The sequence below is a fragment of the Paenibacillus sp. JT31N17 genome (assembly GCF_056269255.1).
Map to the genome: position 1 here is coordinate 130,993 of NZ_JBWDNP010000010.1, position 13,072 is coordinate 144,064.

Annotated in this window: 11 protein-coding genes; all 11 read left to right on the forward strand. The window is 53.0% G+C overall.

The window, feature by feature from the left end; all coding sequences use genetic code 11:
• Positions 1-28: 28 nt before the first annotated feature.
• The 11 genes from mutL (at position 29) to AC0YOB_RS26175 (ending at position 13,070) form a co-directional block, all read left to right on the forward strand.
• On the forward strand, positions 29-2,146 hold the full coding sequence (gene mutL / locus AC0YOB_RS26125) for a DNA mismatch repair endonuclease MutL (protein WP_475795256.1): 2,118 nt from the start codon (positions 29-31) through the stop codon (positions 2,144-2,146).
• Positions 2,143-2,913 (forward strand): class I SAM-dependent methyltransferase, encoded by a 771-nt coding sequence (locus AC0YOB_RS26130; RefSeq protein ID WP_475795257.1) that lies wholly within the window; start codon positions 2,143-2,145, stop codon positions 2,911-2,913. Before mutL ends, AC0YOB_RS26130 begins: the two co-directional genes overlap by 4 nt.
• Positions 2,910-3,896, forward strand: coding sequence for a tRNA (adenosine(37)-N6)-dimethylallyltransferase MiaA (gene miaA, locus AC0YOB_RS26135; protein ID WP_475795258.1), 987 nt, complete (start codon positions 2,910-2,912; stop codon positions 3,894-3,896). The genes AC0YOB_RS26130 and miaA overlap by 4 nt, the downstream gene beginning before the upstream one ends.
• A gap of 18 nt (positions 3,897-3,914) precedes the next feature.
• Positions 3,915-4,157 (forward strand): RNA chaperone Hfq, encoded by a 243-nt coding sequence (gene hfq / locus AC0YOB_RS26140; RefSeq protein ID WP_210040518.1) that lies wholly within the window; start codon positions 3,915-3,917, stop codon positions 4,155-4,157.
• A gap of 265 nt (positions 4,158-4,422) precedes the next feature.
• Positions 4,423-7,176, forward strand: a complete 2,754-nt coding sequence (locus AC0YOB_RS26145; RefSeq protein WP_475795259.1) for a transglycosylase domain-containing protein — start codon at positions 4,423-4,425, stop codon at positions 7,174-7,176.
• Positions 7,177-7,553: 377 nt separating this feature from the next.
• Positions 7,554-8,111, forward strand: coding sequence for a ribonuclease FAU-1 family protein (locus AC0YOB_RS26150; RefSeq protein WP_210040522.1), 558 nt, complete (start codon positions 7,554-7,556; stop codon positions 8,109-8,111).
• 11 nt (positions 8,112-8,122) lie between these two features.
• Positions 8,123-8,791, forward strand: a complete 669-nt coding sequence (locus AC0YOB_RS26155) for a YdcF family protein (protein ID WP_475795260.1) — start codon at positions 8,123-8,125, stop codon at positions 8,789-8,791.
• Positions 8,792-8,959: 168 nt separating this feature from the next.
• Positions 8,960-9,946: an AAA family ATPase gene (locus AC0YOB_RS26160; protein ID WP_475795261.1), complete on the forward strand. Its 987-nt coding sequence runs from the start codon at positions 8,960-8,962 to the stop codon at positions 9,944-9,946.
• Between the two features lie 25 nt (positions 9,947-9,971).
• Complete coding sequence (gene hflX / locus AC0YOB_RS26165) at positions 9,972-11,261, forward strand: GTPase HflX (RefSeq protein ID WP_475795262.1); 1,290 nt, start codon at positions 9,972-9,974, stop codon at positions 11,259-11,261.
• Between the two features lie 29 nt (positions 11,262-11,290).
• Positions 11,291-12,598, forward strand: a complete 1,308-nt coding sequence (locus tag AC0YOB_RS26170) for a methionine gamma-lyase family protein (protein WP_475795263.1) — start codon at positions 11,291-11,293, stop codon at positions 12,596-12,598.
• A gap of 61 nt (positions 12,599-12,659) precedes the next feature.
• A complete protein-coding gene (locus tag AC0YOB_RS26175) occupies positions 12,660-13,070 on the forward strand; it encodes a MerR family transcriptional regulator (RefSeq protein ID WP_210040531.1) in 411 nt (136 codons plus the stop codon).
• Positions 13,071-13,072 lie beyond the last annotated feature (2 nt).

Genomic DNA, 13,072 nt, shown 5'->3' on the forward strand with positions numbered 1-13,072 from the left:
TATCGAGAGTTAAAGGGAGGTGGCCCTTGTGGCTAAAATCCATGTGCTGGATGAGCAGTTGGCGAATCAGATTGCGGCGGGAGAGGTCGTGGAGCGGCCTTCTTCGGTAGTGAAGGAACTGGTCGAGAATGCGATCGACGCAGGCAGCACGACGATAGACATCGTGATTGAGGAGGGGGGCCTGACGCTGGTCCGCGTCACGGATAACGGCTCCGGGATCGATCCGGAGGACATTTCCATGGCGTTCTACCGCCATGCAACCAGCAAAATCTCCTCCGGCAAGGATCTGTTCCGTATTTCAAGCCTGGGCTTTCGCGGCGAAGCGCTGCCAAGTATCGCTGCGGTTGCCAAGGTCGAGTGCATTTCCTCACCGGATGCAACCGGACTTGGCAGGAGACTCGTTATCGAGGGAGGCAGCATTGTCCAGAATGAGGAGCATAATGCTCCGCAAGGGACGGATATTTCCGTTCGGGATTTATTCTACAATACACCGGCCCGTCTGAAGTATATGAAGACCATCCAGACCGAGATCGGCCACATCGCCGATTATGTGAACAGGCTGGCGCTCGCGCATCCCGGTATTGCGATTACGCTCAAGCACAATGGCGGACTCCTGCTGCGCACACTGGGCAGCGGAGACCGCCTGCAGACGTTTGCCGCGATATACGGGACGACAACAGCCAAAGCCATGCTGGCCATTGATGGAGAGCATCCCGATTATGACCTGCGCGGTATCATATCCAAGCCGGAGCAAACCAGGGCCAACCGCAACGGGATTACCATTGTCGTCAATGGCCGTTATATCAGAAGCTATATCATCAATCAGGCAATTATGCAGGCTTATCATACGCTTTTGCCCATTAACCGTTATCCGTTTGCCGTGCTGGAGCTGGGGATGCATCCAAGCCTGCTGGATGTCAATGTGCATCCCTCCAAAATGGAAGTGCGCTTCAGCAAGGAGCCTGAGCTCCGCCAATTTATTGAACAAATCATCGTCGAGGCGCTCGGCAAGCAGCGCCATATTCCAGGCCCGGCTACGAACGAGCGTTCGAAGCCCGCATTTGTTCAGGATCGGATATCGTTCCACCAGCCGGAGCCGTCCGCCTCACCGGATGTCAGAATAAGCTCGGCCGGGGATATCCGCGATGAACCGCAGAGGGGGAATGCTCCCGGTATACCGGGCGGCAGTGCGCAGCCATCACGAGCCGCTGCCGGACGCGGCTCGCTTGATTGGCAGAGCGGACGCACGGTTATTCCCAGAGACGCGACGGAGAGGCTTTATGCGCCGCCCGCGGCGCGCAGCGACAGTGTAATCCGGGAAACGGCCGCAGGCTCGCTGATTGAGCGGAAACCAAGCACAACGGTTGCCGGAGGATTAACCGGTATGACAGGCAGTGAGCCTGCTCCCCATATATTCGGAGATTCCGGGAGTGGTGAGGAAAAGTCGTTTTCTGAGCCGGACAGGCCGGAACATTCCTTTCTTCCTCCAGAATCAGCTGATGCCTCCGGCGTCGCCGGCTCAGCCGGCAGCATGTCCGAGTCTCCATCCGGCAACGGGCTGTTTCCCGAGCTTTATTGGGTCGGGCAGCTCCACGGCACATATCTTGTTGCGCAAAATGAGGACGGGCTGTTCCTGATTGATCAGCATGCGGCTCACGAGCGCATTCATTATGAATATTATTTCGAGAAATTCAGCCATCCCGAGCAGGCCAGCACCCAGCTGCTGGTGCCGATTACACTGGAATTCACGCCCACCGAAGCGGCGGTGCTGCGAGACCGTTTGCCGATTATAGAGAAGGCTGGAGTTGAGCTGGAGCCTTTTGGCAGCCATGCTTTTCTTGTGCGGGCATACCCGCAGTGGCTTCCGGTAGGGGACGAGCAGTCAGTCATTGAGGAAATGATAGAGTGGCTGCTGAGTGAAAAAGCGGGCGTAGATATCGGGAAGCTGCGCGAGAAATCGGCCATCATGTGCTCCTGCAAAGCTTCGATCAAAGCCAATGACCGCCTGACCCGCGAGCAGGGAGAAGGTCTGATCCGGCGGCTTGCCAGCTGCCGGCAGCCTTATACCTGTCCTCACGGGAGACCGATCGTTGTGCATATGTCGACCTATCAGCTGGAGAAAATGTTCAAGCGGGTGATGTCATGATCATCACCACACCGCATAAGCCATCCTCCGCGCTCGAGGATTATGCCGCTTCATTGGCAAGCGAGCTGGGCGCCCGTTTTGTCGCGCGCAAGCAGGAATCCCTGACGCGGCTGCGGCTGCGCTATGGGGATAACCGCCTCCTTGTTGCAGATGACCGCGGACTGCGTTATTATGAGGAATCGGACAATCCGCTGTATTTCCATCCCAGCATGGCTTATGTCAGAGTCAAGCGGATGCGCAAGGGCGAGACAGATCCATTGATTCAGTTGACCGGCTGCCGGCCGGGCGATCATGTGGTGGATTGCACGGCTGGCCTCGCCTCGGATGCCATCGTATTCTCTTACGCCGTGGGCCAGGAAGGCAGGGTTACCGCGCTGGAAAGCGAGCAGGTGCTGTTCGCTGTAGTCAGAGAGGGGCTGCAGAGCTATCAAACCAGCCACTCTGATGTGAATGAGGCGCTCCGCCGGATTGAAATGCGCTGCATCGATCACAAGACTTGGCTGGCGGAACAGCCTGACAAGAGTGTCGATATTGTCTATTTTGATCCCATGTTCCGAAGGCCGCTTCACGATTCATCTTCGATTGTACCGCTGCGCGGACTTGCCAATCCGCTTCCGCTCGATCCTGAATCAGTCGCACAAGCCGTCCGGATTGCCCGCAAATCAGTCGTGATGAAAGAACATAAGGACAGCCGCGAATTCGAGCGCCTGGGCTTTTCCAGAGAACATGCAAACAAAATTGCTTATGGAGTGATCAATACGCGATGAGCGCCGACAACAACCTCAATACGAAACCGCGGCTGCTTGTGCTTATCGGTCCCACGGCTTCAGGCAAAACACGTATGAGCCTGGAAATTGCCAAGTCGTGGAATGCCGAGATTATATCCGGAGACTCCATGCAGGTATACCGAGGGATGGATATTGGGACGGCCAAAATCAAGGAAGAAGAACGTGAAGGCATACCTCATCACTTGATTGATATTTGCGATCCCGATTATCCGTTCTCCGTGGCTGAATTTCAGGATCGCTGCGCGGATTTGATCCTGGATATTACGAGCCGCGGGAAGCTCCCGTTTATCGTCGGGGGAACTGGCCTTTATGTGGAATCCGTCGCATACGGCTACGAATTTGCCGACAGCGGGTCGGATGAGGCTTTCCGGGAGGAGCAGGCGGAATATGCCTTGAGCCATGGCGCAGAGGCGCTTCATGCGCGGCTCTGGGCTGTCGATCCCGAGTCCGCCGAGCGGCTGCATCCCCATGATCAGCGCCGCATCATACGCGCACTGGAGGTCCTTCATCTGACGGGAATCACTCATTCCGCACAGCTGGAGGGTCAGAAGAGGATCTCGCCTTACGAATTGTGCTTCCTCGGGCTTACCATGGACCGCGCAATGCTCTACGCCCGCATCAATGAACGAGTGGACGCGATGATTGCCGATGGGCTTGTCGACGAAATGAGAGGCCTTCTGCAGCAGGGCGTCAAGCCCGGTGCAGTCTCCATGCAGGGATTGGGCTACAAGGAAATCGCCCTCTACCTTGAAGGCCATTTGTCGCTAGAGGAAGCAATCGTTCTGCTCAAAAGGGATACGCGCCGGTATGCCAAACGCCAGCTCTCCTGGTTTCGAAGAATGAAGGATATCCACTGGATCGATTCATCTGAAAATTTTCACAAGAATTTGCTTGCAATTCATGATATAATAGCAGGAAAGTTTAGGGGCGAGCTTGAATATACTTCTAACCAATCTTTTTAATGATGGGGGTAACGGATAATGAACAAATCAATCAACATTCAGGATACGTTTCTGAACCAATTGCGTAAAGACAGCGTCCCGGTTACGGTATATTTGACCAATGGGTTCCAGATTCGCGGAGTCATCAAAGCATTCGACAATTTCACCATCGTCATCGATAGTGAAGGACGCCAGCAGATGGTGTACAAGCATGCGATTTCCACGTTTACCCCACAGCGCAATGTATCATTGGTCCAGCAGGACACGAACAACGAGGCATAAGCCTTCAACCAACCCGTTTTGAAACTTTTTCTAAACGGGTTTCGTTTAATTGGATAGCGGCACGACAGAGCAACCCGCCCACGTGCAGGGTTGTTCTTTTCGTTTATGGCCCATTATTCGTTTATTTGCGGCCGCCGATGAGTACGCTTGCTGCAGCTTGGGTAAATCTGCTCCAGGATGGATTGCTTTTGCAGTAGTTAAGCACTATAGACGTATACACATAAAGCGAGAGATCACTCGCTGCGAGCAGGAGGGGAACCGGGCTATGGCTGATGCACCGCGCACCAAGAAGAAACCGGTAAAGAAAAAAGCTAAGAGAAAATTTTCGGGCAAGAAGGCAGCAGTCTGGTTGTTTTTTACCGGCGCTGTCGCCATTATTTGCGGGATTATTGCATACTTGTTAGTTATTTTGAACGGAGAACGGATTCTCGCGGACAACCAGGATAAATTCGAGATGCCCGAGGCTTCGATCATTTATGATGCGAACGGCCAGGGAGTGACCAAGCTGTACAGGGAAAATCGCGAAAATGTGGAATTTGCCGAAATTCCCGAAATGATGAGAGATGCGTTCATTGCAACTGAGGACAGGCGTTTCGAAGAACATTCCGGTATCGATTTATGGTCAATCGGCCGGGCGCTCGTGAAGGACGTCGTATCACGCAGCGCGGCCGAGGGCGGAAGCACGATTACGCAGCAATTGGCCAAAAACCTGTTTTTAACGCAGGATAAAACGTTCTTCCGGAAAGCGACGGAGGCTTCCATTGCCGTCGCACTTGAGCATAAGAAAACAAAAGATGAGATATTAACGATGTATTTGAACCGTATCTTTTTTGGCAAAACCGCTTACGGCGTCAAGGCGGCTGCGAAGGTTTATTTCAACAAGCCGCTAGACAAGCTGGAGCTGTGGGAGATTGCGACCTTGGCCGGCATTCCGAAAGCGCCGAGCAATTATAATCCAATCAGCGATCCCGAGCGTTCCAAGGAGCGCCGGTCCGTCGTGCTCCAGTTGATGTATGATCAACACTATATCACCAAGGAACAGATGGATGAGGCCAATGCGAAAGTATATAATCCGAACACCACGACGGCCAACAGCCAGAAATATCCCGCTTTTATTGATTTTGTGGTCAGTGAGGCAGAGGATAAATCAGGTTTGACCGAAGAGGAGCTGCGCCAGGGCGGCTATAAAATCTACACGACACTCAACACGACTGCGCAATCCATTATGGAAAAAGAATTCGCAGATCCGGATAATTTTGAGAAAAGCGTGGATGATCAGCAGGTGCAGGGTGCGATGGTTATTGTCGATCACCGCAACGGGAACATTCAGGGTCTCGTCGGAGGCCGCGATTATGAGAAGAAAGGCTTGAACCGAGTTAATGTGCCGCGTCAGCCGGGGTCGGGCTTCAAGCCGGTTACCGTCTATGGGCCGGCAATCGATTCTGGGGACTGGTTCCCGTGGTCGACTGTGCTGGATGAGAAGAAATGCTACGGCGATTACTGCCCAAGCGACTCCAATGGGAACAAATATATCGGACCGATCAGCATCCGGCAGTCCATCAAGGAATCCCGCAACGCGTCTGCGGTATGGCTGCTCAATGAGATTGGCGTGAAGACAGGACTTGATTTTGCCGACAAGCTGGGCTTCCATCTCGATGAGGAGAAAGACCGCAATCTGGCGATTGGACTTGGCGGGCTCACGAATGGCGTGACGCCGCTTCAGATGGCGGCGGCATACAGCGCCTTTGCCAATGACGGCAAATCCGTTGATCCTCATACGGTGCAGAAGATTGTAGATACGAATGACGAGACCGTTTATGAGTATGATCCGCCGGCAGCGAAGCAGGTAATGAAGAAGGAAACCGCTTATTACATGACGGATATTATGCAGGGCGTCCTGGAGAAAGGCGGAACGGGAACAGGAGCCAGAATTGACCGTCCTGTAGCGGGCAAAACCGGAACAACACAGCATGGCATTCCCAATTACAGCTCCGGCTATAACCGCGATGCCTGGTTCTCCGGTTTTACTGCGGAATGGACGGCCGTAGTATGGATGGGCTATGACAAAACGGACAAAGAGCATCTGCTGAAGCAAAGCAGCGGCCAATCAGCTGCTTTATTCGCAAAAGTCATGGAGCCGGCAATGAAAGGGATGCCGGTAAACGACTTTAAGAAACCGCCGGATATTCAGGTGGATGAGCCGAAACCGCCGACAACCGTTCAGAACCTGAATGCGGTATACGATCCGGCAAGCGTAACGGTCACATTATCCTGGGATGCGCTGGATGGCGCGGATAATACGTACCGTGTCTATCGCAAAGAAGCTAATGAGCCGCAGTTCACACGCTTAATGGATTCGCTGGTGGCGACCGGAATTGATGATATGAATGTTGCTCCGGGACTGACCTATGAGTATTATGTGACGGCATATAATGCCAAGGAAGAGCTGGAGAGCGCCCCATCGGCAACGGTGAAGGTGGAGATACCGCCGGAGGAGCTGAATCCCCCGGGTACGGATGAGCCGGTTCCTCCCCTTGATCCCAATGCGCCAACCGATCCCATAGATCCATCCAATCCGGGCAATGGCAATCCGGGTAATGGAGGTAATGGCAATGGGGGTATCGGCATCCCGGATGACGGCACCGGCAACAACGGTAATGGCGGGCCCGGCAATGGTAACGGCACCGGCAATCCGGGCAATGGCGATTCGGGCACCGGCAATCCGGGCAACGATGGCGGTCCAGGGAATAACGGACCTGGCAACGGCAATCCGGGCAGCGGTAATCCGGAAATCCCCGGCAATGGCGGACAGAATCCGGATAATGGAACGATGAATCCAGGTAATGGAAACCCGCCTGACAGCAATGTGCCGGACGACGGCAGCGGAACGGAGGGGCAGCAAACATTTGACGGCTTAAATCTCGGGGGAAACGGGAATCAGGGCGCAGTTGAAGGGACGGACGGTATTATTCCTCCTGATGGAGGAGAGGGCGTCACCGATCCAAACACTGCTGGATAAATTAGCAACCTTTGCATTTCTGGTTTAGTAACACCGCATTGAGGCACAATAGTTCTATATAGAACCTATTGTTGAGCAACAGATGTTACCTCCCGCCATATAATAAGGGCAGGAAAGTCCTTTGCATATGCGGCTGCCTTGCTTAAACCGAAAATGAGTTATTTATCAAGTCTGCTGGAGATGGTTGAGAAGTTATGGTAAGCTTTTTTTGAAATATTATAAATGGCTGGAATTTACACTTGACCTTTTATGATACTTCAGTTGGGAATTGACCGGCATACCGCTGCAAGGAGCGGGTGTTTGTTTCTTCTCAAAGCTGTCTATTCTTTTGCAGATGCCTAATTCTTTAAGTGATCCTAACGGAAAGGTCGTTCCGTATGAAACGAAAATTTTCTGACCGAGCCAACTGGCGCCGCATTCTCCGCAGAAGCTATACCAGCATGAATATGGACGGCGATGAGTTTAAAGGAATGGTGACGTTATACCGCATTCACGAATTGCGTGAGCCGCTGTGGAAAGAATATAACGGACGAAAGCTTTGTTTGGCAGACCGTGGATATCTATGGATGCAGCATTTTCCCCGCGGCGAGCATTTCGTCGTCACCACGATGTTTGATGACAAGAACCGTGTCGTTCAATGGTATATCGATATCTGCAAAACACAGGGACTGACGGACCAGCAGGTTCCCTGGTTCGATGATTTGTATCTGGATGTTGTCGTTCTGCCCAGCGGAGAAGTTTTTCTGCTCGACGAGGACGAACTTGAAGAGGCTTTGCAGCAGGGAGTGGTTACGAATAAGGATGCCGCTCTTGCCCGCAAAACTGCCGGGAAGGTCCTGTCCACCATCCGGAGCGGACGATTCCGATATTTCACACTCAGCCTGAAGCACCGTAAAGCCCTCGTCATGCAGAGCGGCGAAGTGAGCGAGTCTTGAGTCCCCAAGTTGTGAAGTCAAAGCCGCGCGCCAAAAAGCGATCCCGCAAAAAATTCCGCATGATCAGAATTATTTTGCGAATCGCTGTTTGGGTGGCGGCATTTGCTGCGTTCTGGTTCGGATACTTGTTCTGGCTCATCAACAGCTATGAAATGCCAAAGCCGATTCCCAAGGCCGATGCTGCGATCGTGCTTGGAGCGGCGTTGTGGGATAATGTTCCGAGCCCCGGACTAAAGGAGCGGCTTGATTATGCGCTAACCTTGTACAAGCAGGGCATAACGAAGCAATTTATATTAACCGGCGGACATGACCATAACGGATCGACAATTACGGAAGCGGAAGGTATGAAAAACTACCTGGTCGCAAAGGGAGTCCCGGCTAGCCGGTTGATCCTTGAGAAGGATGCAAGAAGCACCTATGAGAATTTACTGTTCAGCAAACCGCTTGGCGAAGGGAAGGGCTGGGACAGCCTGCTCATCGTTACGCATGATTATCATTCTGCGAGGGCAGCTGACATTGCCAAATATGTTGGCTATCCTGATGCAGTGGTAGTAGGCTTCAAATCGCAGGTGCTTTCCGTCGCGAAGAACCAGTCGCGTGAATTATTGGCATTTACCAAGTGGAAGCTGGATTCTCTGCTGCTGCGCTTCGGTCTTCAATCTCCCGATACACCGTTCTAAACACCATTTAAACATCATTCCCGACCTTGTCTTTGGAAACTGTTAATATGGCTGGTTTCGCTAGAATACAATGGATCAAGCGGCGCATGCGAGCTTTAAGCGGTCCTTGTATCCTCTCGCACGCATGATGACCGATTATGTGGATGCGAAGGATGGGTGATCGTATAGATGAACGAACGTGTCGTATCTTCAGGGCAATCCGGTGCTTCCAGGCCCTCAAGACAAATCAATGTCGTGCTGCGCGGCCAGGAGCCTAACGCGGCTGCAAGCTCCGCCCAGACGCTGGAGACGGAACCTGCCGCATCTGCCCTTAAAGCTATTCCTGCCAACGACCCGTACGCCGAGATTCAACGCGAGCTCGATCCAATGGTGGGACTTGAGAATGTCAAGCTGCTGGTTTATGAAATTTTTGCGCTGCTTCAAATCAGCAGAATGCGCTCTGACGTAGGCTTGTCCGGGGGATCGCATGTTTATCATATGATATTCAAAGGCAATCCCGGAACGGGAAAAACGACCATTGCCCGCATCATAGCCAAACTAATGAACAAAATGGGCGTGCTTACAAAAGGACATTTGATTGAAGTGGAGCGGGCTGATCTGGTTGGCGAATATATTGGCCACACGGCGCAAAAGACGCGTGATCTCGTGCGGAAGGCTCTGGGCGGCGTGCTTTTTGTAGACGAGGCGTACAGTCTGGCCCGGGGCGGAGAAAAGGATTTTGGCAAGGAAGCCATCGATACGCTTGTCAAAGCCATGGAGGATCACCGCAATCAGTTTGTGCTGATCCTGGCCGGTTACCCTCTGGAAATTGAGGATTTTCTGATGACCAATCCAGGCCTGCCGTCCCGTTTTCCGATCCAAATTGATTTTCCTGATTATTCCATCGATCAGCTGATCCAAATCGCCGAGCTGATGGCCGCCCAGCGGGACTATACCTTGATGCCGCAATCGCTCTTCAAGCTGCGTCAGCACCTTATGCAGGAGAAGACGGCTTCCCTGTATTCGTTCAGCAATGCCCGTTATGTCCGCAATTCGATCGAGAAGGCTTTTCGTTATCAAGCGGTGAGATTGTTGAATCAGTATCCGAGCGGTTCGCCAAGTAAAATGGAATTAATGGCTATCAGGCCCGAGGACTTGAAATGGGAACAGAAATAAAGGCCGGAAAGGGTAGGCGCTTGATATGAGACAAACAACATATGATACAGACAATGAGCTGCGCGACCGCGTCATACTTGTCAGTCTGGTTACTTCCGAGGTAAAGAGAGGGGATGCCGATCCCGAGCTGTCCCTTCAGGAGCTTGTGAGCCTGGCGGAGACGGCTGGAAGTGATGTGCTCTCCACCATGACGCAGAACAAGGAAACAAGAGACCCGAAGTGGTTTATCGGCAAAGGGAAAGTGGAGGAGCTCAGGGCTGTAGCGGAGGAGCTTGGCGCGACTACAGTGATTTTTGACCAGGAGCTGTCCGGGGCGCAGGTGAGAAACCTGGAAGCGGCGCTTGATCTGAAAATCATTGACCGTACCCAGCTGATTCTGGATATCTTCGCCCAGCGCGCCAAAACCCGCGAGGGAATTATCCAGGTGGAGCTTGCTCAGCTAAGCTATCTGCTGCCGCGTTTATCCGGGCAAGGCAAGAATCTGTCGCGTCTGGGCGGGGGGATTGGCACGAGAGGTCCCGGTGAAACGAAGCTGGAGACAGACCGCCGGCATATCCGCGATCGAATCAATGATTTGAAGTCTGTGCTGGATGAGCTTGTCCGTCATCGCAACCTGCACCGGGAACGCCGCCGCAAGTCAGGTGTCCAGCAGGTTGCCTTGGTGGGCTACACCAATGCGGGAAAGTCCACGCTGCTTCGCGAATTGACCAAGGCGGATGTGTATGTGGAGGATCAGTTGTTTGCCACGCTTGATCCGACCTCGCGCAGCTTGGAGCTCCAAAGCGGCAAAGAAGTAGTGCTGACCGACACTGTCGGCTTTATTCAGAATTTGCCCCATGACCTGATTGCGGCTTTCCGGGCCACGCTTGAAGAGGTGCTCGAGGCGGATCTTGTGCTGCATGTCGTCGACAGCTCATCCCCCATGCGGGACGAACAGATGGCTGTGGTGGACAAGATCCTTACGGACCTGGGTGCAGCTGGTAAGCCGCAGCTGACGATTTTCAACAAAATTGACAAATACAACCGCGATGAATTGGGGATGCTGCCCACCAAGGGGCTGGATGCTCTGGAAATCAGCGCATTCTCTGCCGATGATCTGCTTCGTTTGCGCGAAGCCATCCAGGAGAATATGACGGGAGACACGCGGACATTTGTGCTTCCGGCGGAGCGCGGCGATCTGATCGCTTTAGCTTACCGGACCGGAGAAGTTACGAAGCAGGAAGTGGACGGCGATTTGCTCAGACTGACTGTTGAATTAAATAAACAGGATTATGAAGTGCACGGGTACAAGCTGGAAGCCTATTCCGAACAATAGAGGTTCTTCAAGAGCCTGACAGCACGGATATGATCAGGGGAGCGACAAAACAATTGGTTGAGGAGAATAAGGACTGGAGAACACTTGAGCAGTGGGCGGATGCCGCCGAGGACCAAGCTGCTCCTGTGTTTCGCAGGATGGACAAAATTGCCGAGCGGAATCAATGGAAGGTCATTAAGGCCTTTCAAAAACACCGCGTCAGCGACTTTCATTTCAATGGATCTACAGGGTATGGCTATAATGACCGCGGACGCGAAGTGCTTGATCTGGTGTATGCCGATGTTTTCGGAGCAGAGGCGGCGCTGGTGCGTCCGCATTTTGTCTCAGGCACGCATACGATCAGCTGCGCCTTGTTCGGGCTTCTGCGGCCGGGTGATGAGCTGCTGTACATAACGGGAAGACCGTATGACACGCTGCATAAGGTGATCGGCAAACCGGGAGACGGGACGGGCTCTCTTCAGGATTTTGGAATCCGGTATTCGGAGGTGGATTTGACCGCAGATGGCTCCATTGATTGGGAACGGGTCACCGCAAGCATTTCCGGAAAAACCAAAGTAATCGGGATTCAACGCTCCCGCGGATACGAATGGCGTTCTTCCTTCACGGTTGCTGAAATAGCCGAGATGGTGAAACGGGTAAAAGCGGTTAAGCCGGAGCTTCTTGTGTTTGTCGATAACTGCTATGGAGAATTTACGGAAGAACTGGAGCCTACGGAAGTTGGAGTGGATTTGCTTGCAGGCTCGCTGATCAAGAATCCGGGCGGCGGATTGGCTCCTACAGGCGGTTATGTGGCCGGAACGAAGGATGCGGTCGAGAAAACGGCTTACCGGTTGACAGCGCCGGGAATCGGCGGGGAAGTCGGCGCTACGCTCGGTACGCTGCGCGCCATGTTCCAGGGATTGTTTCTAGCGCCGCATCTGGTTGGACAAGCATTGAGAGGCAGCGCGTTTGCGGCTGCCATGTTCGAGCGTATCGGCTTTGAGACCCATCCATCCTGGGACGCGAGACGCACTGATCTCATTCAGGCGGTGCGTTTTACAAACACGGAACAGCTCATCGCATTCGTCCAGGGGATTCAGCGCGCTGCTGCGGTTGATTCCCATGTAGTTCCCGAGCCATGGGACATGCCGGGCTACGAATATCCCGTCATTATGGCAGCGGGAACATTCATGCAGGGGGGAAGCTTGGAGCTGTCGGCAGATGCTCCGATTCGTGAGCCATTCATTGCTTACATGCAGGGCGGGCTTACGTATGCCCATGTCAAATACGGTGTTCTGAAGGCCTTGTCGACTCTTGCAGAACGAGAGTTAATTGTAATTAAACCTCACACATCTTGACAGATTTTTGGGAGAGGGGTACAATAGGGGCATATCTCGGATACTGGAAGGTTGATGTGACATGGCTGACGATATACGTAGAAATATGGCGCTTTTTCCAATCGGAATCGTCATGAAACTAACCGATCTGACTGCTCGGCAAATTCGTTATTACGAGCAGCATGAGCTGATTATTCCCGCGCGTACGGGAGGCAACCAGCGGTTATTTTCGTTCAATGATGTGGAAAGGCTGCTGGAAATCAAATCACTCATTGAGAAGGGCGTCAATATTGCCGGTATCAAGCAGGTCATGAATCCCGTTTCCAAGGAATCGGAGGAAGCGACTGTCCTGAGTGAGCAATCTGAGGTGAAGCGTCGTGAATTGTCAGACGCACAGCTGCATCGTCTGCTGAAGCAGCAGCTGCTGGAGAAGAGACCGGGCAAAGCCTCCATGATTCAAGGCCAACTGTCTCGATTCTATAACAAAAAGTAAAA

Excerpts from the sequence above, each read along its gene's own strand:
- AC0YOB_RS26130 (WP_475795257.1), top strand. The coding sequence starts at position 2,143 with ATGATCATCACCACACCGCATAAGCCATCCTCCGCGCTCGAGGATTAT.
- AC0YOB_RS26170 (WP_475795263.1), top strand. The coding sequence starts at position 11,291 with ATGATCAGGGGAGCGACAAAACAATTGGTTGAGGAGAATAAGGACTGG.
- AC0YOB_RS26175 (WP_210040531.1), top strand. The coding sequence starts at position 12,660 with ATGGCTGACGATATACGTAGAAATATGGCGCTTTTTCCAATCGGAATC.
- hfq (WP_210040518.1), top strand. The coding sequence starts at position 3,915 with ATGAACAAATCAATCAACATTCAGGATACGTTTCTGAACCAATTGCGT.
- AC0YOB_RS26150 (WP_210040522.1), top strand. The coding sequence starts at position 7,554 with ATGAAACGAAAATTTTCTGACCGAGCCAACTGGCGCCGCATTCTCCGC.
- hflX (WP_475795262.1), top strand. The coding sequence starts at position 9,972 with ATGAGACAAACAACATATGATACAGACAATGAGCTGCGCGACCGCGTC.
- AC0YOB_RS26145 (WP_475795259.1), top strand. The coding sequence starts at position 4,423 with ATGGCTGATGCACCGCGCACCAAGAAGAAACCGGTAAAGAAAAAAGCT.
- miaA (WP_475795258.1), top strand. The coding sequence starts at position 2,910 with ATGAGCGCCGACAACAACCTCAATACGAAACCGCGGCTGCTTGTGCTT.
- AC0YOB_RS26160 (WP_475795261.1), top strand. The coding sequence starts at position 8,960 with ATGAACGAACGTGTCGTATCTTCAGGGCAATCCGGTGCTTCCAGGCCC.